Source organism: Collinsella sp. wc0529 (assembly GCF_046116875.1).
Lineage (GTDB): Bacteria > Actinomycetota > Coriobacteriia > Coriobacteriales > Coriobacteriaceae > Collinsella.
Genome location: NZ_JBJXBO010000002.1, coordinates 451120 through 477187, shown reverse-complemented (window position 1 = coordinate 477187; position 26068 = coordinate 451120). Strand labels below are relative to the sequence as shown.

20 protein-coding genes are annotated in these 26068 nt (G+C 59.8%); 10 read left to right on the top strand and 10 right to left on the bottom strand.

Features of this window, described 5'->3' with window-relative positions; translation table 11 throughout:
- The first annotated feature begins 504 nt into the window (after nt 1–504).
- Nucleotides 505–1662 carry an IS110 family transposase gene (locus tag ACKUTP_RS08700; RefSeq protein ID WP_409063376.1) on the top strand — a complete coding sequence of 386 codons (1158 nt, stop codon included), beginning with the start codon at nt 505–507 and terminating at the stop codon, nt 1660–1662.
- A gap of 48 nt (nt 1663–1710) precedes the next feature.
- On the opposite strand, the gene ACKUTP_RS08695 is transcribed toward ACKUTP_RS08700, so the two are convergent.
- Nucleotides 1711–3189, bottom strand: coding sequence for a PLP-dependent aminotransferase family protein (locus tag ACKUTP_RS08695; RefSeq protein WP_409064117.1), 1479 nt, complete (start codon nt 3187–3189; stop codon nt 1711–1713).
- A 145-nt stretch (nt 3190–3334) separates the two neighbouring features.
- On the opposite strand from ACKUTP_RS08695, the gene pdxS reads away from it, so the two are divergent.
- Both pdxS and pdxT read left to right on the top strand, forming a co-directional pair.
- Nucleotides 3335–4225: a pyridoxal 5'-phosphate synthase lyase subunit PdxS gene (pdxS, locus tag ACKUTP_RS08690; RefSeq protein ID WP_349115195.1), complete on the top strand. Its 891-nt coding sequence runs from the start codon at nt 3335–3337 to the stop codon at nt 4223–4225.
- 20 nt (nt 4226–4245) lie between these two features.
- Nucleotides 4246–4833: a pyridoxal 5'-phosphate synthase glutaminase subunit PdxT gene (pdxT, locus tag ACKUTP_RS08685; RefSeq protein ID WP_195544259.1), complete on the top strand. Its 588-nt coding sequence runs from the start codon at nt 4246–4248 to the stop codon at nt 4831–4833.
- Between the two features lie 399 nt (nt 4834–5232).
- Here pdxT and ACKUTP_RS08680 read toward each other — a convergent pair whose 3' ends face one another.
- Both ACKUTP_RS08680 and ACKUTP_RS08675 read right to left on the bottom strand, forming a co-directional pair.
- The gene (locus tag ACKUTP_RS08680) at nt 5233–6135 is read right to left on the bottom strand and encodes a hypothetical protein (RefSeq protein ID WP_368143398.1); all 903 of its coding nucleotides are present in this window, start codon (nt 6133–6135) and stop codon (nt 5233–5235) included.
- Between the two features lie 152 nt (nt 6136–6287).
- Nucleotides 6288–7703: an MFS transporter gene (locus ACKUTP_RS08675; RefSeq protein ID WP_409064116.1), complete on the bottom strand. Its 1416-nt coding sequence runs from the start codon at nt 7701–7703 to the stop codon at nt 6288–6290.
- Nucleotides 7704–7908: 205 nt separating this feature from the next.
- On the opposite strand from ACKUTP_RS08675, the gene ACKUTP_RS08670 reads away from it, so the two are divergent.
- Complete coding sequence (locus ACKUTP_RS08670; RefSeq protein WP_409064115.1) at nt 7909–8319, top strand: peptide deformylase; 411 nt, start codon at nt 7909–7911, stop codon at nt 8317–8319.
- Nucleotides 8320–8394: 75 nt separating this feature from the next.
- Here the strand turns inward: ACKUTP_RS08670 and ACKUTP_RS08665 are convergent, their stop codons facing one another.
- Nucleotides 8395–9876: an aminotransferase class I/II-fold pyridoxal phosphate-dependent enzyme gene (locus tag ACKUTP_RS08665; protein WP_117716532.1), complete on the bottom strand. Its 1482-nt coding sequence runs from the start codon at nt 9874–9876 to the stop codon at nt 8395–8397.
- Between the two features lie 201 nt (nt 9877–10077).
- The gene (locus ACKUTP_RS08660; protein ID WP_233509009.1) at nt 10078–10935 is read right to left on the bottom strand and encodes a LysR family transcriptional regulator; all 858 of its coding nucleotides are present in this window, start codon (nt 10933–10935) and stop codon (nt 10078–10080) included.
- Nucleotides 10936–11053: 118 nt separating this feature from the next.
- Here ACKUTP_RS08660 and ACKUTP_RS08655 point away from each other — a divergent pair, with 118 nt between their 5' ends.
- A complete protein-coding gene (locus tag ACKUTP_RS08655; RefSeq protein WP_409064114.1) occupies nt 11054–11965 on the top strand; it encodes a DMT family transporter in 912 nt (303 codons plus the stop codon).
- Nucleotides 11966–12105: 140 nt separating this feature from the next.
- The gene (locus ACKUTP_RS08650) at nt 12106–14355 is read left to right on the top strand and encodes a KUP/HAK/KT family potassium transporter (RefSeq protein ID WP_409064113.1); all 2250 of its coding nucleotides are present in this window, start codon (nt 12106–12108) and stop codon (nt 14353–14355) included.
- Between the two features lie 79 nt (nt 14356–14434).
- On the opposite strand, the gene bsh is transcribed toward ACKUTP_RS08650, so the two are convergent.
- Together bsh and ACKUTP_RS08640 are read right to left on the bottom strand one after the other, a co-directional pair.
- Nucleotides 14435–15400: a choloylglycine hydrolase gene (gene bsh / locus ACKUTP_RS08645; RefSeq protein ID WP_409064112.1), complete on the bottom strand. Its 966-nt coding sequence runs from the start codon at nt 15398–15400 to the stop codon at nt 14435–14437.
- Nucleotides 15401–15531: 131 nt separating this feature from the next.
- The gene (locus tag ACKUTP_RS08640; RefSeq protein ID WP_022094377.1) at nt 15532–15951 is read right to left on the bottom strand and encodes a peptide deformylase; all 420 of its coding nucleotides are present in this window, start codon (nt 15949–15951) and stop codon (nt 15532–15534) included.
- A gap of 193 nt (nt 15952–16144) precedes the next feature.
- Between ACKUTP_RS08640 and ACKUTP_RS08635 the strand changes: the two genes are divergently transcribed.
- The 4 genes from ACKUTP_RS08635 (at nt 16145) to ACKUTP_RS08620 (ending at nt 22358) form a co-directional block, all read left to right on the top strand.
- Nucleotides 16145–17455 (top strand): NCS2 family permease, encoded by a 1311-nt coding sequence (locus tag ACKUTP_RS08635; protein ID WP_349127384.1) that lies wholly within the window; start codon nt 16145–16147, stop codon nt 17453–17455.
- 207 nt (nt 17456–17662) lie between these two features.
- A complete protein-coding gene (locus tag ACKUTP_RS08630; RefSeq protein ID WP_409064111.1) occupies nt 17663–19429 on the top strand; it encodes a hypothetical protein in 1767 nt (588 codons plus the stop codon).
- 271 nt (nt 19430–19700) lie between these two features.
- A complete protein-coding gene (locus tag ACKUTP_RS08625; RefSeq protein WP_409064110.1) occupies nt 19701–21485 on the top strand; it encodes a hypothetical protein in 1785 nt (594 codons plus the stop codon).
- A 207-nt stretch (nt 21486–21692) separates the two neighbouring features.
- Nucleotides 21693–22358: an alpha/beta hydrolase gene (locus tag ACKUTP_RS08620; protein ID WP_409064109.1), complete on the top strand. Its 666-nt coding sequence runs from the start codon at nt 21693–21695 to the stop codon at nt 22356–22358.
- A 61-nt stretch (nt 22359–22419) separates the two neighbouring features.
- Here the strand turns inward: ACKUTP_RS08620 and ACKUTP_RS08615 are convergent, their stop codons facing one another.
- The 3 genes from ACKUTP_RS08615 to ACKUTP_RS08605 all read right to left on the bottom strand — a co-directional run bounded on the left by ACKUTP_RS08615 (nt 22420) and on the right by ACKUTP_RS08605 (nt 26062).
- Nucleotides 22420–23754, bottom strand: a complete 1335-nt coding sequence (locus tag ACKUTP_RS08615; protein WP_409064108.1) for a uracil-xanthine permease family protein — start codon at nt 23752–23754, stop codon at nt 22420–22422.
- 122 nt (nt 23755–23876) lie between these two features.
- Entirely contained in the window at nt 23877–25010 is a 1134-nt protein-coding gene (locus tag ACKUTP_RS08610) for a 5-methyltetrahydropteroyltriglutamate--homocysteine S-methyltransferase (protein WP_409064107.1), read from the bottom strand.
- Between the two features lie 155 nt (nt 25011–25165).
- The gene (locus tag ACKUTP_RS08605; RefSeq protein WP_148331535.1) at nt 25166–26062 is read right to left on the bottom strand and encodes a LysR family transcriptional regulator; all 897 of its coding nucleotides are present in this window, start codon (nt 26060–26062) and stop codon (nt 25166–25168) included.
- Nucleotides 26063–26068: the final 6 nt, after the last annotated feature.

The window sequence follows — 26068 nt, the reverse complement described above, 5'->3', positions numbered from 1 at the left end:
TTCAACAGCCCTCCCCAACTGGCCAAAAGTTTGCCAAGAGCTGGACGAAACCCTGTTGAAAACCTCATTTTTTTCTCATGTAGAAGCTTTGCGCGGCAAGTGAGTAGACTTTTTTGAACATCCCGAGCAGGCCGGTCATCCTGCTTTTCAAAACCGCAGGTAGATAGCTTGTTACAAAACTGCCTGGTCGCCAAAGTGCTAAAAGTCTACTCACTTAGGTTGCAGAGTGCCCCATTACAGTCTGAAATAGGTCATCGATAAATTTCGATGGCGAGCATTCGGCGCATTGCCTACGATACGGGCAAGCCCCGAGGGGCCGCCGATCGGGCGCCTCCGGATGGCCGTCTGCCCCTGCCCCGTAGAGGGCCCGGGGGGTGTTGCCACCGGGGGCGCTCGCCGCTCCGGACGACTGATAGGAAACTGCCGGGCGCAAGCGCCACGGCCAGGTAATGTGGGTGTCGCGGGGAGGGGTTCCGATCGGCCTACCGATTGGAGGATACCACCGTGGCACCAATTAGAATGTCGGAAGCCGTCATCGGGCTCGATGTCGGGAAATCGTCCCACTGGGCATGCGTCGCGACTCGAGACGGCGAGGTGCTGTTGAGCACCCCCGTCGCGAACAGGGAGGACGACCTGGACTCGCTGTTCGGCCGCTTCCCCGATGCGCTCGTGGTCGTCGACCAGTCGCGCAACATAGGCGCCCTCGCGCTCGCCCGCGCCAGGGCGGCCGGGATGTCGGCGGCGTACCTGCCGGGACTCGCGGCGCACGGGGCCGCCAGGCTCTTCGCCGGCGACGCCAAGACCGACGAGCGAGACGCGATGGTCATCGCGAAGACGGCGCTTGGCATCCCCGACGCGCTCCTGCCGGTCGGAGACCCAGGTCCGACGATTGCGGCGGCGAGGGCGCTGGCCGCCCAGAGGAACTTCCTGACCTGCGAGAACACTAGGAATAAGAACCGGCTGCGCAGCATCCTGCTGGAATCGTGCCCCGCCTTCGAGGCACTGGTCGACCTGTCCGACGGGCCCCAGCTGAGGCTCATGGCATCCCTCGGCGGGGCCTGGTCGGTAGCCGACGCCGGGCCCCGCAGGGCGGCGGCGCTCACGCGTGGGGCGGCGCGCGGTAAGATCGAGGCCCTCGTCCGCTCGACAACCTCCTCGACAAGGCCGGATGCGTCGGTCGTCGCCGCCGAGGACCGGGCGGTGAAACTGCTCGCGCGCAGGATATCCGAGAACTCGGCGGAGATCGAGGCGATCACGGCGGAGATCTCCGCCCTGCTCGAGGGCGACGATACCTACCGATGCCTCCTGACGGTGCCGGGCATCGGGCCCAAAACCGCTTCCGAGCTTGCGATCTCCATCGACATCGAAGACTTCCCCAGTCACGACAGGCTCGCGTCGTACTGCGGCCTGGCGCCGCGCAACCGCCAGTCGGGAACCTCGATCTCCTCGGTGACGGCATCGCGCCAAGGCAACAAGAGGCTGAAGAACCTGCTCATATTCTCATGTAACTGCCTCACCCGGACAGAGGGGAGATGGGGCGACTACTACACCAGGTGCCGAGAGCGGGGCATGTCGCACGGCAAGGCGCTCAAGGCGCTGGCGCGAAAGAGACTGAAGGTCATCTACGCGGTCATGCGAGACAGGGTGCCTTACGCAGCCTAGCCGAAACGCACCGAGCAGACTGAAGCCCACCGGCCTAATGGCTTGGCGTCAGCATGCCGCGATTCGGTCGCACGAAGAGCATTTCCCAGTTGACAAAACTATAGGAACACCCCCCATTAGCTGCAATTCCAAGCTAGTTAGCACTTTTGGACTCAGATCGTCATACTGAACAAGAATTTGAGTTGAGTTTTCAGGGACAGATGCGCCATCGGCACACCAAAAACAGTCACCGATATCGATAAAAGGGATGCTCGAGCGCGTGAGGGCCCGTGCAAAAGTGCTTCTGCCCGTTCCACGCTCCGCAGCCACGATACTGTAAAGGCCCGCGTCTGCATGCTCGATCGAGACCTCTCCTGCCGGAAATACCTTCCGCACAAGCGCCATCAGGCCATCACGCGCCTCGCGAGCACGAACGCGCACGCGGTTCACATGTCGCTCGTAATCACCCGATTCCAGCAAACGCGCCAAAGCGACCTGATCAACAGAGCTCACCGACGAGGCGTAGAAACCAAGGTTGCGCCTAAACCGCTCCATTAACTCATCGGGCAACACCATGTACGCCAAACGCAACGCCGATGAAAGGCTCTTCGAAAACGTGTTGGTGTATATAACCGACTGGGCGGCATCGATCGACGCGAGCGCGGGAATCGGCTTCCCGGCAAGGCGAAACTCACAATCAAAGTCATCTTCGATGAGATACCGACCTGGTCGCTCGGCGGCCCAGCTCAGAAGCGCATAGCGACGCGCAATGCTCGTCACAAGACCGGTCGGATACTGATGGGACGGCATCAGGTGAAGGACATCGGTCCCGCTTTTCTGCAGAGTGCTCAAGTCCACGCCCTCATCATCCAACGGGATATGACGAACTTTGCAGCCCATAGCCTGATAGATACGCGTCAGACGCAAATAGCCCGGATCCTCAACCGCATACACCTTGTCCGCGCCAAGCAACTGAACCAACATGGTATCGAGCAGCTGGGCGCCCGCACCGATAACGATGTTGTTGGGGTCGACATTCATACCCCTTGTCCCGTGCAGATGGTGAGCAATTGCGCGTCGCAGCCGAGCAGTGCCCTGCGCCGGTGCGGGCGAAAAGATTTCGCGCTCGTCTTCGGATGCCAGCGTCGCCCGTAGCGCGCTTTGCCAAAGCCGCGCCGCCTCCAAAGCAGAAGGAGAAAGCGCATCGAATCGCTCGACCTGTCCGTTGACATCATGCACGCTGGGGCCCACAGAGACGGCATCTCGGTCGATGCCCTCCGCAGCCGAAGCCAAAACCGGTGCATCCGGAAGCTCGCAAGCGTAGTAGCCACGACGTGGTATTGAGCAAATATAGCCCTCAGCGAGTAACTGGCTATATGCATTCTCGATGGTAATAACACTGATTCCCAGATGACTGGCAAAGGCGCGCTTAGACGGCAAATGCTCCCCCGCCGCAATACGTCCAGCTACGATATCATCTCGAATTTGCTGGTAAACATACTCATAGAGCGATGCTTCGCCGCGTTTTTCCAAATTGTAGTCAAGCATGAGCCTATCACCTGACCTTATTAAGTCATTCAATCTGGTATTAGTCTGACCTTGTAATTATCTCGAAAACTGAGTATTTTGTCATACCCAGCTCCCCGATAGGATGTTCCGTCAAGCAATGCACATGCCAACCAAGGGAGCAACCATGGCAGAACAGAACAGCAAGGCCGACCGCGTCAAACTCAATCGCGAGCTCGCGCAGATGCTCAAGGGCGGCGTCATCATGGACGTTACCACGCCCGAGCAGGCACGCATCGCCGAGGAGGCGGGCGCCTGCGCCGTCATGGCACTCGAGCGCATTCCGGCCGACATCCGCGCCGCAGGCGGCGTCTCGCGCATGAGCGACCCCAAGATGATCAAGGGCATCCAAGAGGCCGTCTCCATCCCTGTTATGGCCAAGTGCCGCATCGGTCACATCGTCGAGGCGCAGGTCCTTCAGGCCATCGAGATCGACTACATCGATGAGTCCGAGGTTCTCTCCCCCGCCGACGACGTCTATCATATCGACAAGACCCAGTTTGACGTGCCGTTTGTCTGCGGCGCCCGTGATCTGGGCGAGGCGCTGCGCCGTGTTGCCGAAGGCGCCACGATGATTCGCACCAAGGGTGAGCCGGGTACGGGCGACGTCGTTCAGGCCGTGCGTCACATGCGCAAAATCCAAAAGCAGATCCGCGACGTTGTTGCCCTGCGCGACGACGAGCTCTTTGAGGCAGCCAAGCAACTGCAGGTTCCGGTCGAGCTGGTGCGCGAGGTCCATGCCACGGGTAAGCTTCCCGTCGTGAACTTTGCCGCCGGCGGCGTAGCGACCCCCGCCGACGCCGCGCTAATGATGCAGCTGGGCGCCGAAGGCGTGTTTGTCGGCTCGGGCATCTTTAAGAGCGGCGACCCCGCCAAGCGCGCAGCCGCCATCGTCAAGGCCGTGGCAAACTTCACCGATGCCAAGCTCATTGCCGAGCTTTCAGAGGACCTGGGCGAGGCCATGGTGGGCATCAACGCCGACGAGATCGAGATTATCATGGAAGAGCGCGGGCGCTAGTCCAGCAGAAAGGATCGCACATGAGCGATTATGCAGACCAAACGGTCGCCGTGCTGGCGGTCCAAGGCGCATTTGCCGAGCACGAGGCAAGACTATCCGAGCTGGGCGCGCGCTGTATTGAGCTGAGGCAGGCGGCTGATTTAAAGCAGGACTTTGACCGTCTGGTACTTCCCGGCGGCGAGTCTACCGTTCAAGGGAAGCTGCTAGATGAGTTGGGCATGCTCGAGGAGCTTCGCACCCGCATTGTTGAAGGCATGCCCGTCCTGGGCACCTGCGCCGGCCTGATTCTGCTGGCTCACGACCTTGCCGCCCATGACGATAAGGGCACGCCGCGCCTGGCAACCATGGATGTGCTCGTTGAGCGCAATGCCTACGGCAGGCAGCTCGGCAGTTTTCGAACCAAGGGGCAGGTAGCTGGCATCGACGGTGAAGTGCCGCTGACGTTTATCCGCGCGCCCCGCATCGTCGAGGTCCACGGCGACGCAAAGGCCTTAGCGAAAGTCGACGGCCGTATCGTCGCCGCGCGCCAGGGCAACCAGCTCGGCGTAACCTTCCACCCCGAACTCGACGAAGACACCCGCCTCCACGAACTGTTCCTACAAATGTAGGCAGAACAGAAACGAGAGTGGATAATCTCCCACTTTGAGCCTGAATGCGAGCCCAAACTGGGAGATTATCCACTCTCATGCTATGTAGTCGTTGGGGACGTTCTTGAATGACTAGTCAAACAAGAACGTCCCCAACGACTAGTCATTTAAGAACGTCCCCAATGACTACAAGGAGTGTCCCAAGCTGCCGGCAGAAAAGGAACGTCCCTAACTGCCGCATCCGGAGCAAGACAACGCCGCAGGCAGAGGACGGACAGCGAGCGGGTCGCATTTGAGGCAAGGTGACGTGAAACGAAAGGGCGCTGACCTTCTGGTCGCGCCCTTGAAGTTGAACGTCAGATTGTCCAAATGCGGCCCGCGCAGCGTCGGCCCGTTACGGCGTTTGGTAAAACGCCGTAACTAAAAACGGTTGCCGCGGAAGCCGCCGCCGTTGCGGCCGCCACGATCGCCACCGCGACCGCCACGGTCGTTACCACGGTTGCCGCCGAAGCCGCCACGGTTGCCACCGCGATCGCCATAGCCACCACGGTTGCCACCGCGACCGCCACGGTCGCCGCCACGGTCACCAAAACCGCCACGGCCGCCACGATCGCCACCGCGACCGCCGCGGTCGCCGCCACGGCCACCACGATCGCCAAAGCCGCCGCGACCGCCACGGTCGCCGCCACGGCCACCACGGTCGTCACGGCCGCCGCGAGGACCGCGATCCTCGTCCAGGCCCATGGCGACGAGCGGAGCGATAACCTTATCGAGAGCGGCCATCAGCTCGGTGGCCTCCTCGTAAGAAAGCTCGGGCAGGAGCTTCTCCTTCTTGTTGGCAAGCTCGACCAGGCCCTCAGCGGCATCCTCGGCGGCGAAGACAACAATCTTGCGCATATCGCCCTCGGCGTCGTCGATGCGGCCGACCAGATCGGCAGCCTCGGCCTCAGCCATCAGGCCATCGAGCTCACGAAGGCGCATGCCCAGCAAGTCGGACATTTCCTTCTGCTCCATCTTGGGCTTGAGGTCAAGAAGCTTGATGGCGCGCTCGATGTTCGCCATGCGCTCGGCCTTGGCCTCCTCCTCCTTGGAAATAGCAAAGCGACGGCTACGCAGCAGGCGGGCGGCCTTCTGCATCTTGTCCATCAGCTCTTCGTCATCGTAATCAACGGCGGCCTCGACAACCTCGGCCTCCTCCTCGGCGGAAACCTCGTCAGCAGCCTCAACCTCGGCAGCTTCGGTCTCCACGGTCTCGACTGCCTCGACCTCGGCAGCCATGGTCTCGTTCTCGGTCTCGTTCATGATCTCTTCGTTCTCGGACATGAGACTCCTTCTTGGCCCTCTCGGGCATCATCGCCCCATTCGCGGGGCCCGTCGCGCACTCTTTGCGCTTTAAACATTCATGCCTCTCGGCAAAACGTCCATTAGTTTATGGTGTCGCCATCCAATCTAGCTGCAGAATCTATGTGCACACATTAATGCGACATGTGTGACTCGCGACGAGCGTACACCAGCGACGCCACGAACCCGACCACGGCAATTACAGCCGCTACACGCACGGCAGCTGCAAATCCAATCGCCTGGGCAACGTCTGTCGCAGCGCCAGCGGCGCCGGCGGTCGCAGCAGAACTCGAGAGCAGACCGATAAACAGCGACGGGCCAAACGATGCGGCAATCATATTCCACGTGTTAAGCAATGCCGTTCCGTGAGGATGTTCAGCGGCGGGTAGCGTCTCCAAGCCGGCCGTTTGCGAGGGGCTCAGCACCAAACCGACTCCGGCATACACCACAACGGTCAGCGCCACGACGACGCCGATGTTCATGCTTGCCGCCGTCATCGAGATGGCAGTCTGCCCCACGGCAATCAGGGCAAAACCGACCGGCAGCAGCGGCCATGCGCCACGGGCGTCCATCACGCGTCCGCCCACAATCGAGGTCACGGCGTTGCAGGCAATCGCCGGCAAAATGAGCAAGCCCGCAATAAGTGCGGTCATGCCGTATGCGCCCTCAAAATAGAGCGGCAACAAAACGCTCATCGAGAACGTCGTCATCATCGACACCACCACAAGCAGGCACGCGGGCCAAAAACGAACGCTCGCCATGGGACGCACGTTAAGCACCGGATGCTCGAGCTTGAGCTGACGGGGCGCAAACAGGCCGAGCAGCACAATGGCGGCGAAAAGCGCCACGATGCCGGCAATCGGATTGGTCGAGAACTCGCCTACGGAATACACGAATGCCGTAATGCCGGCGGCGAGCAAAACAACCGACAGAATATCAAGCGTGGTGCTCGAGCGCTCTCCGACATTCTGAACAAGCTTAACGCCCGCCGCAGCGACCACAATGCCGCCCACCAGCGGCACTACGAACACCGCCCTCCAGCCGAACAACGTGCACATAAGACCGCTGATTACGGGTCCAAACGCCGGCCCTAGCGTAATGCAGGCACCGCCCAGGCTAAGATACAGACCGAGCTTCTCGCGCGGGGCGCAAGACAGCACCACGTTCATCATGAGCGGGAACAAGATGCCCGATCCCGCAGCCTGCAAAATACGACTTGGTAGCAAAACGCTAAACGACGGAGCGATCAGACACAGGACTTCGCCGGCGACCATACATCCGCATGCGAAAAACAACAGCTTGCGCGTCGAGAAACGGCCGGACAGGAAGGCCATGATGGCCGTAAAGATCGACGTCACGATCATGTAGCCCGAAACGAGCCACTGCGCCGTGGTGGCACTCACCGAAAAGGCTGCCATAATGTCGTGCAACGCCACGTTAATGATGTTTTCGTTAAACGCGGCAACAAAGGCTGCAATATACATAACGACGAGAAGCGCCGCAGTGGCCGATGGCGTTGCTTGAACTTGTTGCTGAGATTTGCTCCCCATGCATTTCCTTCCTCTTGGAACGACAGTCGCATCGCCCCAGAGGAACAGTCCAGGGCGAAAAATGAGCCCTAGACTTACGCCAGACGCCGTACACGACGAATCTGGCAACATGGTCCAACGTCAAAAGATTGTAACGCGGACGCGCAGCTTTCCTTCCGCGCTATTATTAAAAGTCCACGAAAGCATAAGACATGAGGAGCCCGCCATGATTAAGCCCATCATGAAATCCGAGTTCTTTTTGCGTCTGCCTTCCGAAGACGCGGGACCCGACGATGCCGCAACCGGGCAGGATCTCCTGGATACACTCCACGAGCATGAGCGCGAGTGCGTGGGCCTCGCCGCCAACATGATCGGCGTGCGCAAACGCATCATCTGCGTAAAGGACGGCAACAGGACACTCCTGATGTACAACCCTCAAATTCTTGAGCAGGTCAATGCCTATCAGACGAGCGAAGGATGCCTCTCGCTGACCGGCGAGCGTCCCTGTACCCGCTATCGCCGCATTAAGGTTGAGTATTTGGACGAGAACTTCGTTCACCGCATCAAAAACTTCTCGGGCTACACCGCCGAGATCATCCAGCACGAAATCGACCACTGCAACGGAATTGTTATATAGTTCCGCCGATTCAAGAAAGCTCCCTGCAGCAAAACAACTGCAGGGAGCTTTTCATAGTGCGGAGCTTCTATCCCACTAGCTCTGGCGGTAATGATCGAAGAAGTCGGCGAGGTCTTCGAGCGACTCTTTAAGCACTTCCATGCGCGGCAGGTACACGATGCGGAAGTGATCAGGCTCGGCCCAGTTAAAGCCGCCGCCGCGCGTGATCAGGATCTTCTTCTCGTGCAGCAGGTCGAGAGCGAACTGCTCGTCATCGGTGATGTTGAACTTCTTAACATCCATCTTGGGGAAGATGTAGAACGCCGCGCGCGGCTTGACCACCGAGATGCCGTCGATCTTGTTGAGCGCCTCATACACAAAGTTGCGCTGCTCGTAGACACGACCGCCGGGACGGATATAGTCGTTGACCGACTGATGGCCGCCGAGCGCCGTCTGGACGATTGACTGGGCCGGCACGTTGGAGCACAGGCGCATGTTGGAGAGCATGTTGATGCCCATGATGAAGTCGCTCATGCAGCGCTGGTTGCCCGAAAGCACCATCCAGCCAATGCGATAGCCCGCGATCATGTGCGACTTGGAAAGGCCGCTAAAGGTGACACAGGGCAGATCGGGAGCGAGCGAGGCAATCGAGACGTGCTCATAGCCGTCCATGCACAGGCGGTCGTAGATCTCGTCTGCAAAAATCATGAGCTGGTGCCTGCGCGCAACCTCAACGATGCCCTCGAGCACCTCACGCGGGTAAACGGAGCCCGTGGGGTTGTTGGGGTTGATGATGACGAGGGCCTTGGTCGCGCTCGTGATCTTGGACTCCATATCCTGCAGATCGGGATACCAATCGGCCTGCTCGTCGCACAGGTAGTGCACAGGATGGCCGCCGGCAAGGGTCGCGCACGCCGTCCAGAGCGGGTAGTCGGGGCTGGGGATCAGGATCTCATCGCCGTTGTCGAGCAGCGCGTTCATCGAAAGTTGAATGAGCTCGGACACGCCGTTGCCCGTGTAGATGTGCTCCATCTGAACGTTGGGCAGGCCTTTGATCTGCGAGTACTGCATGATTGCCTTGCGCGCGGAGAACAGGCCACGCGAGTTGGAATAGCCTTCGCAGTCGGGCAGCTGCTGGCGCATGTCCTTGATGACCTCGTCGGGCGTGCGGAAACCGAAGGGCGCCGGGTTGCCGATATTGAGCTTGAGGATGCGCTCGCCCTCGTCCTCCATGCGGGCAGCCTCGTCGACGACGGGACCGCGCACGTCATACAGGACATTATCGAGCTTGGTGGATTTAGAAAAAGTACGCATGGTGGTGCTCCTTGGAATTTGAGCTGAGGGATGGGGTTCGGGCTTGGAAACGTTACGGGGCGATGATGCCTCGCCTTGATCGGCGTCACCGGCAAGCAGCCAGGTAACATCGACCTCCAAAATGCGGGCGAGCAGCTCTGCCACATCGCGCCGCGGAATCGTCTTGCCGCTCACATATTGGCTCATCTGACTCTTGCCGAGTTTTTTGCCGAGCATCTCCGATGCGCGGATTACGTCCGACTGGCGAACGTCGCGATCGGACATAGTCTGTCGCAGGCGATCGCTAAACGTCTCTTGGGCCACTAGAACCTCCTTGCTGGCAAAGTTCAATTTATAGAACACGAATTGAACCAGAGTTCAATTTAGGCAGCAGTATAACGCGGCACCTCATTCCAAAGTTCAATTTCATAAGAAAATGTACCGAACCCCGAGGATTGTCCCAAAGTGGACAACAGGTACGCGCCTTTAGAGATATTCAAGGAGACGAGCCGCCGCAAGCGAAACGTCAGCCGTGCGATATATCGCATTGATCTGCCGATGAGGATGTCCCTCGAGTGGGCGCACGGCAACATCGAACTGGCAGCGGCGCAAGATGAGCGCCGGAAGAATGCTCACGCCCAGGCCGTCCTCGACCATAGCCATAATCGCATAGTCATCCCAGGTCGACAGCTTAGAACGCACCGTCAGGCCCGCGCGACGAAACAGCGGCGTAATCTCGTCATCGGTGCCGCGTTCCAGCAGAATAAACTGCTCGTTGGCCAAATCGGCAAGGGAAACGACCTCCGCGGTGGCAAGCGAGGAGTCCGCTGGCACCACGGCCATCAGCTCGTCTTGCACCAACGGCCGCGACGCTATGCCGGCGCCGCGTGGTTCGCGCGGAATAAAGCCCAGGTCGCAGCGGCCTTCCGCCACCCATTGCTCAATCTCGGAGTAATCACCCATCAGCAACTCGTAATCGACGTCCGGGTGATCGGCGCGAAAGTGCGCAATCACCGGCGGCAGCACGTGGGTCGCCACACTCGAAAACGTACCGATGCAGATTTTGCCGCGCATGAGCCCACGCATCTCATCCACCCGTCGCTGCAAGCGAGTGAATTCCTCACAGAGCGCCTCGACCGCCGGCATAACTTGCCGCCCGTCGGCAGAAAGTACTACGCCCTCGCGGCTTCTATCGAGAACTTTAAAGCCCCAGTCGGCCTCAAGATCGGCCACCATACGGCTCACGCCCGACTGCGAATAGCTCAGCCGCTCGGCGGCGCGCGTAAAGCTTCCGGCGCGCACGGTCTCCAGCAGCACCTGCATCTTTTGAACATTCGTTTCCACGGCACCCCTCCACCCATGCATGAGCTTTTGTCATGTTATCTATGCATTATATTCGCTTTTCTTCTATAGCCAGTTCACCCATAGTGAACATGCACGGATATAGAGGGGATGTCAGCGCATGAACAACGGACTGCTTACGTACTTAGCAGCATTGCTATTGTTTGGCTCCAACGGCATCATCGCCGCTGCCATCGCGCTGCCGAGCTCCGATATCGTGCTACTACGCACGTTTTTGGGCGCACTCTCGCTTGTCACCATCCTCGTCATCACCCAACGCCATAAGCTGCAGGCGCCATCTCGCCCCCGCGAAGCCGTAGCCCTCCTCCTCTCGGGAGCCGCGCTGGGCGCCAGCTGGATTTTTCTGTTCCGCGCCTACCAGACGATCGGCGTCGGCGTATCCTCGCTGCTGTACTACTGCGGCCCCATCATTGTCATGGCGCTCTCCCCGCTCATCTTTGGCGAAAAGCTGACCGGCGGCAAAATCGCCGGCTTTATCGCCGTCGCTTGCGGTGCTTTTCTCATTGCAGCGCAAGGTCTAGGCGGCAATATGCCCATTGCTGGTATCGCCTGCGGAATCGCCTCGGCATTTTGCTATGCGCTGATGGTCATCGCCAGCAAGGGTGCGCCACACATCGAAGGCCTTGAGAACTCCGCGCTCCAGGTGAGCGCAGCCTTTGTGACCGCGCTGGTCCTCACGCTCATCACGCAGGGCGCCCCCTCATTCCTGTCCGCCGGCGTCGCCGCCAATATTGATTGGCGCGCCGTCGTCATGCTCGGCGTCGTCAACACCGGCATCGGTTGCCTGCTCTACTTTAGCGCTGTCGCCAAGCTGCCCGTCCAGACCGTCGCGGTCGTCGGCTACCTCGAGCCGCTTTCGGCGGTCGTGTTCTCGGCCGTCCTTTTGGGCGAAGCCATAACACCGGTCCGTCTGATGGGCGCCGCGCTTATCATCGGCGGCGCGATCTTTTGCGAACTCGCCGGCAAACGCGCAAACGCCAAAGCCGGTATCGCTCAAGCAGCACGTGCTTAATAGCCCCCGCTTTGAAATGCTGCCTGCGTATATGAATAATCCCCATCTGGGGATTATTGTCTAAAGCTAACCAATGTGCCAAACTGCTCTTGTATGTATAAAGACGGCATAAAGGTTATCTGTCCTAGATAGATAACCGGATGTCCAAGGGAGTCCACGTGGCACAAAACGAACTGGAGGCAAGCCCCCAAGACCAGCGTGGTCAAGGCGGGCACGGAGCCATTCCCCTCTCCGCTGGCATGTTGCTCGTAACGCTCGGCGTCGTCTATGGCGACATCGGCACGAGCCCCATGTACACCATGAAATCAATCGTCGCCAACAACGGCGGCATCGGCACCGTCAGCGAGGACATGATCTTGGGCGCGCTTTCGCTCGTCATCTGGACCATGACGCTCGTGACCACGGTCAAGTACGTGGTTATCGCCATGAAGGCCGACAACCACAACGAAGGCGGCATCTTTGCCCTGTTTAGCCTGGTGCGCAAGGTGGCACCGTGGCTGATTCTCCCCGCCATGATCGGCGGCGCGGCGCTGCTCGCCGACGGCATCCTCACCCCTGCGGTCACGGTTACCACGGCCATCGAGGGCTTGCGCACTATCGAGTGGGGCCATGCGCTTTTGGGTGACGGCCAGACCAACGTCATCATCATCACCATCATCATTATCTGCGGCCTGTTTGCCATGCAGCGCGCCGGCACCTCGTCGATCGGCAAGTTGTTCGGCCCGCTTATGACGCTATGGTTCCTATTCCTGGCTGGCGCCGGCCTGTTCAACATGCTCGGCAACCTGTCCATCCTGCGCGCGCTCAACCCCATTCGCGGCATCATGTTCCTATTCTCGCCCATCAACCACTCGGGCATCATGGTGCTCGGCTTCGTCTTTCTGTCGACGACCGGCGCCGAGGCGCTCTACTCGGACATGGGCCACGTGGGCAAGGCAAACATCTATGCATCCTGGCCGTTTGTTAAGGCGGCCCTTATCCTCAACTATCTGGGTCAGGGAGCTTGGCTGCTCGCCAATAACTCCAACCCCCAGATGCTCGCGATGGATATCGTCAACCCGTTCTACATGATGCTTCCCGAGCCCCTGCGCCCCTTTGCCATCGTGCTTTCGGCCGTAGCGGCCATCATCGCCTCGCAGGCGCTCATCACCGGCTCGTTCTCGCTGGTATCCGAGGCAACCCGTCTCAATCTCATGCCGCACCTGCGCATCCACTACCCCAGCGACACCAAGGGCCAGCTCTATATTCCGCTCGTCAACAACATCATGTGGGTCGGCTGTATCTTCATCGTGCTGCTGTTCCAGAACTCCGAGCGCATGGAGAGCGCCTACGGCCTCGCCATCACCGTGACCATGCTCATGACCACGACGCTTTTGACGAGCTACATCGCCGGCATCCTCAAGCACAAACTGGGTGCCTGCGTCTTCGCACTGCTCTTTGGCGCCATTGAGCTGTGCTTCTTTGCCTCGTGCCTCACCATGTTCTTTGACGGCGGCTATGTCATGATCTTCTTGGCCGCGCTGCTGTTTGGCCTTATGTACGTGTGGCGCCGCGGCACCGCCATCGAGCGCACGCAGACCATCCTGCTGCCCGTCTCCAAGTACATTGACCAGCTCGACCGCCTGCGCAACGACGAGACCTATCCCGTGCTTGCCGACAACCTGGCGTTCCTCACCAACAGCCCCGACCCGCTCACGCTCGACCGCGATGTGCTCTATTCCATCTTGGATAAGCATCCCAAGCGCGCCAAGGCATACTGGTTCATCAACGTGTATGTCACCGATGAGCCCTATACGCACGAGTATTCCGTCGAGACCTTTGGCACGGACTTCCTGTTCCGCGTTCGCCTGGACCTGGGCTTTAAAGTCAACCAGCGCGTCAACGCTTATCTGCGTCAGATCGTCGGCGACTTGATGGCATCGGGCGAGCTGCCGCCGCAACATCACACCTACTCCATCTACGAGACACGCGGCAACGTGGGCGACTTCCGCTTTTGTATGCTGCGCAAGATGCTTGCCCCCGAAACGGACATCAACCGCAATGACCACCGCGTGATGGCCATCAAGTACGCCGTCCGCCGCGCCTGCGGAAGCCCGGCACGCTGGTACGGTCTCGAGAACTCGGCCATCATCATCGAGTACGTGCCGCTGTTTGCCCGCATGCGCCCGGCCGTTAAGCTCGTGCGCACCCAGGTGCCGCTCGAGGTTCAGATCGAAGAGGCCGAGGAAATGGAAGTCGATATCTTCTCGGACGACCTGGTCAACGGCAACGAAGCCGGTAAGGACATGAACGTCGATCCCACCGAGTTGCTCGAGAGCGTCGCCGATACGCCCGAACAGCAACAGCTCGACGGCCTCGAGAACGAACAACTCAACGACGCCAACTTCTAGCGACGCCATAAATCAACGACAGCGGCCCTGCACCTCGCGAGAGATGCAGGGCCGCTTTGCATTGCAGTAAAGCTATCGGCTACGAACGACGCGGCTCGGGAACCACGAGCCTATCGGGACTCGCGCCCTCGGCATCTGTCAGGCTCACGTAGCGAATCGACGGATCCTCATACATCGCGTAGTAATAATTGCCCGTGCGCGCGCTAAAGCATCCGGTGTAGATAGTCTTCTCGAACTTGCCATCGCCCATCCTGGACGCCCCCTCAATCATTACCACGCCTTCGAGCGAGCGGAACATACGGACGACGTTTTCGGTCTCGCTCTCCTTTTGCGGGTAATTGGCATTGAGGTACGCCGCCTTTACAAAACGGCTCGGTGAATAGCAGTCACCCGGAATACCGCGCATGCCGGCACCCGCGCCATAGGGCTTGAGCTCGGCGCCACGCCATGTCGCCGTCTGCGGAAAATCGCTTGTGGCGGTGATATAGGTGCGCAGGTTTTCCATGTGCCACGGGAAGGTCGGCTGGTTGGCAAGGGTGTCGACCGGATCGTCGTATACATGCAGGCCGTCAGCCATCATCTCGACCACGATGCTGCGCTGGCTGTCGCCGATAATCCAATGGAGCAGCGACACGCCCAGCCCCTCTCCAGCAGATTTGGCGACAATCACCGTGTCGCGCAGCGCGGCCTCGACCTCATCGACCGTCGAGAACGTCGCTGCCACCCACAGGGGAAACTCATAGGCCGCGATATTGGTCTTTCCATCAACCGGCCCCTCGGCATACTCGGCATAACCCGGGAAATTGAGACCCGCCACGGCGAGGCCCGCATCGTTGCCGCAATCGAAGAACATAGGGTAGTTCTTGTAATCGATGCACATACCGATCACCGCGTGTACCGCCGTCGCGTCGTCGATAAACGAATACGGGATGTGAAACCCGCGCGGCATCACGCGAACCTGTTGGCCGTAGTCAAAGCTCCAGTCGAGGTTGCGGCCCAGATACATGTGACCAGAATTATCGGTAAATCGGATACTCGTACACATGGCGCCTCCTAGCTTTACGTTCTTGCTAAGTTCATTGTCTCCAAACAAAAAGGCGCTAAACACAAAAGCCCGGACATGACAACAATGTCATGCCCGGGCCAAAAGAGACGAAGTGCGGTGCTGTAGTCACCCTAGACAAGTTTACCTTGGCAGTGGTCGATCATATGCTGGATCATCTGTGCCTCAAAGCCCGCGTAGTCACGGCGGCACTCCTTCATCTTGCCGTCGACAATCTGGTCAAAGGCAACCTTGCACTTGATATAGCGCGTGGACTTGGTGACCTCCTCGTGCGTCAGGCAGCTCTCCTCCATCTTGCTGGCGCCCAGGCCAAACACCAAACGGGGGTTGTAGAGTACGTGAGGCTCGCCGGCATCGTCCAGGTAGACGCAAACCTTCTTGGTAACGCCAATCTGGTTAGCGGCAAGGCAGCCGGCATCGTCGAGCGACTTGATGGTATCGATCAGGTCCTGTGCGACCGACTCGTCCTCGACGGTCGCAACCTCGCAACGCTGGGACAGGATAGCCTCGTCGTGGCAAAGCTCTTTAATCATACGTTCCTCCATAGGGGTCGTTGTAACCGCTTAAGTATACGGTACCCACACATTTTCATACGGAAAATACCGCCCGTCCGCTACAAAGCGCCGAACATCAACATGTGAGGAACAGCAAGGTTGTAAAGGCGATATAGTAAGTGAGTTCGTGTCAATTGGCCTAAACTCGGGGCCGAACAAGGAAAGGGTATGCATGGACGAACTATTTCACGTCAGCGAGCGTAAGTCCACAATCGGGACCGAACTTCGCGCTGGACTGACAACGTTCCTGGCAATGGCCTACATCATTGCCGTCAACCCCGCGGTGCTCTCGGGCGCCGGCATCGATGCGGGGGCGCTCGCCTGCGCCACCTGCCTGGGCGCCGGCATCATGACCATCTGCATGGGCATCTTCGCCAACCGCCCGCTCGCCTGCGCGTCGGGCTTAGGCGTCAACGCGATGATCGCTGGAATCGCCACCACCGTCTGCGGCGGTGACTGGCACGTGGCCATGAGCGTCATCTTCCTTGAGGGCGTCGTCATCTTGCTGCTCGTGCTTTGTGGCCTGCGCGAGGCCATCATGGACGCCATCCCGGTTGTCCTGCGTCACGCCATCTCGGTGGGTCTGGGCCTGTTCATCGCCATGATTGGCCTGTGCGATGCCGGCATTATCACCGCTGGCGCCGGTACACTCGTCGGTCTGGGCGACATCACCTCCCCCACCTTCATCGTCGGCATCATCTCCATCCTGGTGACAGTCGCCCTCGCCTGCCGCAACGTCCCCGGCTCGCTGCTCATCGGCATCGTCGTCGCCGTCATCGCCGGTATCCCCCTAGGTGTGACCCAGGCTCCGACCGGTATCATCGCCCCGCTCGACTTCTCGAGCATCGGTGGCCCCATCGCCGACGCCGGCGGCGTGCCTGCCATCGTCAAGGTCCTTACCGACCCCGCGCTCCTCGTCATCTCGTTCTCGCTGCTCATGAGCGACTTCTTCGACACCATGGGCACCGCGATGGCCGTGGCCAAGCAGGGCGAGTTCCTCACCGACGACGGCAACGTCGAGAATATCAAGGAGATCCTGATCGTCGACTCCGCCGCCGCTGCTGTGGGCGGTTTCATGGGCGTCTCCTCCATCACCACCTTCGTCGAGTCCACCTCTGGCGCTGCCGACGGTGGCCGCACGGGCCTCACCTCCGTCACCACCGGCGTGTTGTTCATTCTCGCCGCGTTCTTCTCCCCCATCGTCACCATCGTTTCCAGCGCCGCCACCTGCGGTGCTCTGGTCTACGTCGGCTACCTCATGATGAGCGAGGCCTCCGAGATCGACTGGTCCGACGTGTCGCAGGGTTTCCCGGCGTTCATGATTGTCGCCGGCGTGCCCTTCACCTACTCCATCTCTGCCGGCATTGGCCTGGGCTTTATCGCCTACGTGATCGTCGCGCTCTTTAAGGGCGAGGCCTCCAAGATCAAGCCGCTCATGTGGATCGCAGCCCTCGCCTTCCTCGTCTACTTCTTTGTAGCGTAGCGGCAAAGCTGCCAAAGCAGAACACCAAAGCGCGGAGTCGCATCGAGCGGCTCCGCGCTTTTCTTTTAAAGCCAGGCAACGCACGGACGCGCGATGTATTGCTTCCCGAGTTTTGGACATTTTGCCCTCAAAACGGCACTACCGCCGGCTACATCCTGCAGATATGCTGGGCGTAATCGCATAGGCCCTATGAGGATGGGAGTAACCATGGCCGCCTTGTTCACGACCCCCAAGCGCAATGACAAAACCTCTGGAGCCCATTTTGTCGAGCCCGACGTGCGCCGTCGCACGCTGCTCGCACACGGCAGCTGGCGCCGCGTGACGCGCCGCATCGTTGTAGGCGCCGTATGCGCGCTTGCGGTGAGCTCGCTGCTCATGCCGAGCGTCTCGCTCGCGGCCGAGTGGGTCAACGTCGGCGGCACTCAGTACAACACTGCAGCAGGCGACGAGGCCGGCACCTGGGCCTGGGACGGCGCCGACGACATGAAGCTCAACGGCTATAACGGCGGCGCGATCGAGGCAGCGGGCAAGCTCAACGTGAGCTACGAGGGCAACAACACCGTCACTAACGGCGACGGCCGCGGCATCAAGGTTAAGGATGGCGCGAACGAGAACGCCGAGCTTAATATTCAGGGCGACGCGTCCAGCACGCTCAACGTGTCATCTTCTCGTGACGCCATCACTTCCGTCGGCAGCATCAACATCGACGGCGCTGGCACTGTCAACGCCACGAGCACCGAGCACGATGCCATCGATGCCGGGGGCGATGTCACCATCAAGGGCTCGGGAAACGTTAACGCCACGGGTGATTCGGATGGCATCAGGGCCGACGGCAACATCACGATCGACAACAGCGGAACCGTCACCGCCAAGGCCACCGAGGATCAGGGTATCGATGCTAACGAGAACCTCATCATAAAGGGCGGCGGCAAGGTAGAGGCAAGCTCTATCAAAGACAATGCGATTTGGGCCGACGGCAACATCGAGATCTCGGGTGGCAGCCAGGTCAAGGCAAGCTCCGAGGAAGACGCCGCCATCGACGGTAAAAACAGCCTCACGGTCACGAACGCTTCCCTCAACGCAAGTGGCGTTGGGTATGGCATCTATGTCTACAAGGGCATCACGTTCGATGGCGCAACCGTAACGGTCCGTGCAAGTGCAGGGAACGATGAAGCCAGCGCCCTCTTCACCGACGAGGACGACATCGTCATCAAGAACGGCTCGATCGTGGATGCGTTCGCAGAAGGCCAGTTCTCGACCGCAATCTCCACCAGAAACTACTACCCCAACGAAGCGGGTGGTCACATCTACATTAGTGACTCCGTTGTCAAGGCTATAGCCCGCTATGTCGAGTCCGGTAGCGACGGCCCCGATCACTACAGCAACGACCAAAGCGGCGCGGTCATTCCCGAGCATAGGGGCGTGAACATCGGCATCTTTGCCCGGACCAAGGAGGGCATCACGCCCGCGACCATCTCGATTGTCCGCAGTAAGGTCACAGCTGAGGGAGACACGGCGGCAATCTTCGCCCTTGCCGTGAGCGCGGACGGCGAGACAATCGGCACCATCGAGATCGAAGGCGCTCCCATCCAGACGCCCACAGGCGGCAAGATCATTGGCTATCGCAACAAGGAAGAACTCGATGACGGCATCTTCTACGTGGTGGGTCAAACCATCGGCACGGGCGACGCTGTGATCGACTCCCCCTATAACGAAGCTGTCACCAAGAGCACGGTCATCGCGCCTCCCGAGGAGATCAAACCCGAGGAGAAGCCAGGCGAGACCAAGCCCGAGGGTTCCAAGTCCGAGGGCACGAAGACGACCAAGACCGTTGCAGTTGCAGCCACGGGAGCCAAGATCGCCGGCAAACTCGCAGCAACCGGCGACGCCTCGAGCGCAGCCATCGTGGCAGCCGCCCTTGCGGGAACAGCCGCCATCGCCGCGGGCGCCGTGGTGAGCCGCAAGCGCTCGTAAACACTTTTTCGCACGGGACGGGTGGATCGCGGCCCTTGCCTTCCTCGTCTACTTCTTCGTAGCGTAAGGGCAAGGCTGCAAAAGCTGAACAATAAAGCGCGGAGTCGCCATGCGGCCCCGCGCTTTTCTTTTAGCGCCGGTCCCTGCGCCGGCGTGCGGCCTATTTCTCCCCCATTTTGGCCATTTTGCCCTCCAAACGGCACTACCGCCGGCAACATCCAGCAGATACGCTGAATCTAGTCGTATAGGCCCTATGAGAACGGGAGCAACCATGGCAGCCTTGTTCACGACCCCCAAACGCAATGACACTACCGCCGGAACCCATGTTGCCGAACCCGACGTTCGCCGTCGCATAGGACTCGCGCACGGCAGCTGGCGCCGCGTGACGCGCCGCATCGTCGCGGGCGCCGTGTGCGCGCTCACGGTGAGCTCGCTGCTCATGCCGAGCGTCTCGCTCGCAGCGGAATGGGTCAAGGTCGGCGGCAACAAGTACAACACCGCGGCGAGCGACGAGGCCGGTACCTGGTCGTGGGACGGCGCCGACGACTTGAAGCTCAACAACTATAACGGCGGCGAGATCCAGGCCGCAGGCAAGCTCAACGTGAATTACTCGGGAACCAACATCGTCACTGCCGAATGGATCGAAAGCATCAACGTTTCTCATGGCACTAACGAGAATGCCGAGCTCAATATCCAAGGCGACGAGGGCGGCACGCTCAGCGTGACATCTACTGAGGACGCTATCCTCTCCACGGGTAATATCAACATCGACGGAGCCGGATCCGTCAACGCCACGAGCACTGGGTTTGATGCCATCAATGCCGGAGGTAATCTCGCTATCAAAGGTTCGGGCAACGTCAACGCCACGGGTGCATCGGATGGCATCAGGGCAAACGGCAATATCACGATTGACGACAGCGGAGCCGTCACCGCCAGGGCTACCAAGGACAAGGGTATTGGAGCCGACAAGAACCTCACCATCAAGGGTGGCGGGACGGTCGAGGCAAGCTCAGCCGATGGTGAGGCCCTTTGGAGCGGCGGCAATATCAACATCTCGGACGGCGGCCAGGTCAAGGCAAGCTCCGAGAAAGACGCTGCCGTCGAGGCCAAGGGCAGCCTCGCAGCCACAAACGCCTCCCTCAACGTAAACGGTGTTGAATATGGCGTCTATGCCCACAAGGGCATCACCCTCGATCATGCAAACGTGACGGTCCGTGCAAGTAAAGGCAGATACGGTGGCGCCAACGCCCTCTTCACCTACCAGGACGACATCGTCGTCAAGAACGGCTCCACCGTGGACGCGTTTGCGGAAGGCGAGGTTTCGGCTGCATTCTCCACCAGAAACGATCGACCCAACGAGAAGGGCGGCCACATCTACATCAGCGACTCCGTTGTCAAGGCCATAGCCCGCTATGTCGAGAACGGCGACGGCCCCATCCCCTACAGCGAAAACCAAGATGGCGAGACGAGGCGCGAACCCCAAGGCGAGAACATCGGCATCATCGCCCAGACCAGCGAGGGCATCACACCCGCAGTCATCTCGATCATCCGCAGCAAGGTAACGGCCGAAGGAGATACAGCGGCAATCTTTGCCCGTGCCATGAGCGCTGACGGCAAGACAATCGGCACCATCAAAATTGAGAACGCCGCCATCCAGACGCCCGAAGGCGGCAAGGTCATTGACTATCGCAAGCTCCGTGACGGCATCTACGAGGCAGGCCAAGCCATCGGCACGGGCGACGCCACGGTCGACTCCCTCTATATCAAAGCAGTCGCCAAAAGTACGACCATCGCACCTCCCGAGGTAGCCAAGCCGGAAGACCCCAAGCCCGACGAGACCAAGCCCGCAGAAAGCAAGCCCGCGGAGTCCAAGCAGAACCCCAAGCCTGAGGGCTCAAAGCCGACCAAGGCCGTTGCGGCTTCAACCACGAAAGCCAAGACTACCGGCGTGCTCGCGGCAACCGGCGACACCTCGGGTGCGGCCATCGTGGCAACCGTCCTTGCGGGAACAGCCGCTATCGCCGCAGGCACCATGGCGAGCCGTAAGCGTTCTTAGACGCCTCTGCGCACATGGCAGCTCCCGCGAAGGCCCCGAGCCCCAGCACCGTTTAACAACGTCACCGCCGAGCTCCCCTCCGGCGGTGGCGTTTTCCATATGCGTCCGCAGGGGATGCACGAGATTGTCTTTGGTCTAGCCCAACCGGCATACGCTGGCGTGCGACAATTGGGGCTGCCGATATCACAACACTGAGAGAAGCCCGTCATGGAAGCGCATCAAAAGCAGATAACCGTTTATTCGAATCATACGGAAAGCGCGCCTGTCATCTACCTTCCTGTGGTCGTGGGCGACGGCAGCGAGGTTTATAAGTGTTGCCGAGAGCTCGACTGTCCGCCATTCGCCCTCGTCACCATTGGCGGGCTCGATTGGAATCGCGAGCTGAGCCCCTGGGCATGCGACGGGACCGTACGCGATGCCGAGCCTTTCGGCGGCCAAGCTGCCGATTTTCTTGATGAGCTGCTGAATCAGATAATCCCCCAGGTCGAGTCGTCGCTTCCTCAGCCGCCCACCTGGCGCGGCATTGCCGGTTACTCGCTCGCGGGCCTCTTCGCACTCTGGTCCCTCTGGCAAACCGACGCCTTTGACCGCGCCGCGAGCGCATCGGGGTCGCTATGGTTTCCCGACTTTGTCGACCGTGCCAGCACGGCCCCTTTTGCCGGCAGCCCGCAAGCCGTCTACCTGTCACTCGGCAAAAAGGAAACCAAGACGCCCAACCGCATGATGCGGCATGTACTCGACGACACACGCGCGATGGAAGTGTTGCTCGTCGAGCGCGGCATTCCAACAACGCTGGAGCTCAACCCCGGCAATCACTTTGCCCAAACCGACTTACGCATGGCCCGCGGCATCCACTGGATACTGACACATTAAAAATGGTGCCCACACGCATATACGCATGGGCACCATATCTTGTTTTAGCTGAACGCAGCTGCTACTCAGCAGCCTCCTCAAGCTCGGAGACATCAAACTCAAAGTCGTTACCCGGCAGGATGGCGTTGAGCACAATGCCCACCAGTGAGCCCACGGCAATGCCGGACAGCGAAATGGTCACGCCGCCCAGCTCCAGCACGATGGCACTGGCGGTGCTGTAAGCAATGCCGAGCGAAAGCACGAGCACCAGAGCCGCCACCAGCACATTGCGGTTGTTCTGGAAATCGACCTGGTTCTCGATGAGGTTGCGGACGCCCACAGCGCTGATCATGCCGTAGAGCACGAGCGACACACCGCCGATCACACACGCCGGCATGGCCGCAATGACAGCCGCGAACTTGGGGCAGAACGAAAGCACGATGGCGCAACACGCGGCAATTCGAATTACGCGCGGGTCGAACACGCGCGTCAGGGCGAGCACGCCGGTGTTCTCACCATACGTAGTGTTGGCCGGAGCGCCAAAGAGCGAAGCCAGAATCGTGGCAAGGCCGTCGCCGAGCAGCGTGCGATGCAGACCGGGATCGGCAATGTAGTTGCGCTCGCAAGTCGAACCGATAGCAGAGATATCGCCGATATGCTCGATCATGGTCGCGAAGGCCAGCGGCATGATGGTGATGATGGCCGTCGTGGCAAGACCGCTATCGAACTGCGGCCCAAAGAGTGCAAACACGGTGTTGTCCCACACGATGGGCAGACCGACCCACGGAGCGGCGGCAACGCCCGAGAAATCAACCTCGCCGAGCGCAGCCGCAACGGCATAGCTCACCACAACGCCCAGCAAAATCGGCACGATCTTGACCATGCCACGGCCCCAGATGTTGCAGATGACGATAACGGCAACGCCAATGACAGCCACAAGCCAGTTGGTCTGGCAGTTAGCAATAGCGGAACTTGCCAGGATCAAGCCGATGGAAATGACGATGGGGCCAGTCACCACCGGCGGAAAGAAACGCATGACACGCTTGGCGCCAAACGCGCGGAAGAGCGCCGCCAGCACCGGATAGAGCAGACCGGCACAAGCTACGCCCAGGCAGGCGTAGGGCAAAAGCTCGGTCTCGCCGTTGGGCGCGATTGCGGCATAACCGGCAATAAAGGCAAACGATGAGCCCAAAAATGCCGGCACCTTGCCACGCGACAAGAAGTGGAACAGCAGCGTGCCCAAGCCGGCAAACAACAGCGTTGCCGAGACCGAGAGGCCGGTGAGCACGGGCACCAACACCGTGGCGCCGAACATGGCAAATAGATGCTGCAGGCCGAGCAGGAACATGCGCGGTCGGCCAAGCGACGACGCATCGTAGATGGCATCGGCGACAGCGGGCGTCGAGGATTGGGACATGGATGTCCTTTCGAATGGAGGGGCGATCGGGCATAGCGGATTACCTGCCCGAACGATACGATCCGAACCATTGTACGCGATGCGCCATGTCTCGCACGCGCCGTCACCTGCGAACGTTACCGCTATTGCCAAACGCGCTCGGCAACGCGCTTGACCAGCGCGATCTTTGCCCATTGTCCGTCCTCGGTCAGCTTGTTGCCAATCTCGCAGCTGGCAAAGCCGCACTGGGGCGACAGATACAGGTTCTCGAGCGGCACGTACTTTGCAGCTTCGCGGATACGCTCGACGATGGCATCCTCGTTCTCGAGCTCTGCCGCCTTGGTGGTTACCAAGCCCAGCACGACCTTCTTGCCCGGGGCAACGTACTTGAGCGGCTCAAAACCGCCGGCGCGCGGCGTGTCGAACTCCAGATAGAACGCATCGACATTCTCATGCGCAAACAGGTACGGCGCGATGGGATCGTAACCGCCCTCAAAGGCATAGGTAGAGTGGTAGTTACCACGGCACACGTGCGTGTTAATGACCAGGTCGTCGGGCTTGCCCTCGATGGCGGCGTTGTTGAGCGCCACGCCCAGCTCACTCACCTTTTGCAGATCAACCGGGCTCATTCCGGTCTTGGACACAAAGTCGGTATCGCAATAGATGCCCCAGGTGCAGTCATCAAACTGGATGTTGCGGCAGCCTGCAGCGTACAGGTCGGCGATCACCGTGCGATAAGCGGCTGCAATGGCGTCGGCAAGCTCCTCATCGGTCTTATAGACAGCGCGCAGGCTCTCCTGCTGGCCGTCGCAGCGATCGAGCGTGACCTCAGAGAACGTCTGGATCGGCGCCGGAATGGTTTGACGTGCGACCTGACCCTCCCCCTCAAGCGCCTTGACAAACTTAAAGTGCTCGACGAATGGGTGGTTCTCGCCGCTAATGGGACCGGTTACCACGGCGGTATCGGCCGTGGTCTCCTCGTCGTGGAACATATAGCCCGTACGCGAGGTACGGCGTTCAATGCCGTTGAGCCCCCACATAAAGTCGAGGTGCCAGTAACTGCGGCGAAACTCGCCATCGGTGATGACCTGCAGACCGGCGGCCTTCTGCTTTGCCACCAAATCGCGAATGGCATCGTCCTCGACGGCCTTAAGCCCCTCGGCATCAAGCGTGCCTGCCGCATAGGCAGCGCGGGCGTCCTTTACGGCCTGCGGACGAAGAAAGCTGCCGACGATATCGGCGCGAAACGGCGCGTTCGGTTGAATTGAAGTGCTCATAGATATCTCCCTTTGCATTGGTTGCTTTACTGGGACAGAGTATGAGCGCTCATATGGACATCGTAAAATATACGTTTATATCAGTTTGATATAGACGTTTCCTATATCAGTCTGGACTGCCATAAAGAGATTTGACCCGCGCGGAGCACAGCAGCCTAGATATGCTGGCGAATCGCGTCGATATAGGCCTGCCCGTAGCGCGTAAGTGTCGTGTTCTTGCGCGTGATGATGCCAATCTCCATGTACTCGTCTACATCAAGCGGAATCGAGATGATGCCGGGACCGTTAAGCTCATGGCTGATCACACCCGAACACACCGTGTAGCCGTTGAGGCCCATGGCCAGGTTGAACAGTGTCGCACGGTCGCGCACGCGGATATTCTTGCGGCGCTCAAACGTCGAGGTCAGTTCCTCGGAATAGTAAAACGAGTTGTAGCTGCCCTGCTCGTAGGACAGGAAGGGATAGTCCTCCAGGTCCTCGAGCGTCACGCTGGAGCGGCCCGCCAGCGGATGGTCGGCACACACAAAGACGTGTGGCGTGGCGCAGAATAGTCCTTCGAACACGAGCTCGTTGGCCGCCAGCATGCGCTCGATAACCTCGCGATTGTGCTCGGATAAGTACAGGATGCCCAGTTCGCTCTTCATATGCGCGACGTCCTCGATAATCTCGTGAGTCTGCTCCTCGCGCAGGGTAAAGTCGTAGCGCGCGGCATCGAACTCACGGATCACATCGACAAACGCATTAACGGCAAAGGAATAATGCTGACAGCTCACACTAAAGTGCGGCACCTGCTCGGACGCGCCCTTGTACTTGCCCTCGAGCAGGTCGGCCTGGTCGAGCACCTGGCGCGCGTAGCCCAAGAAGGTCTCGCCTTCCTCGGACACAATGACGCCCTTGTTGGTGCGCTCAAAGATGTGCACGCCCATCTCGTTTTCGAGATCGCGGATTGATGCGGTAATCGAAGGCTGCGACACAAAGAGCCGGCGCGAGGCCTCGGTGATGCTGCCGCATTCGGCAACTTTGACGACATACCTGAGCTGCTGAAGCTTCATGGCTTT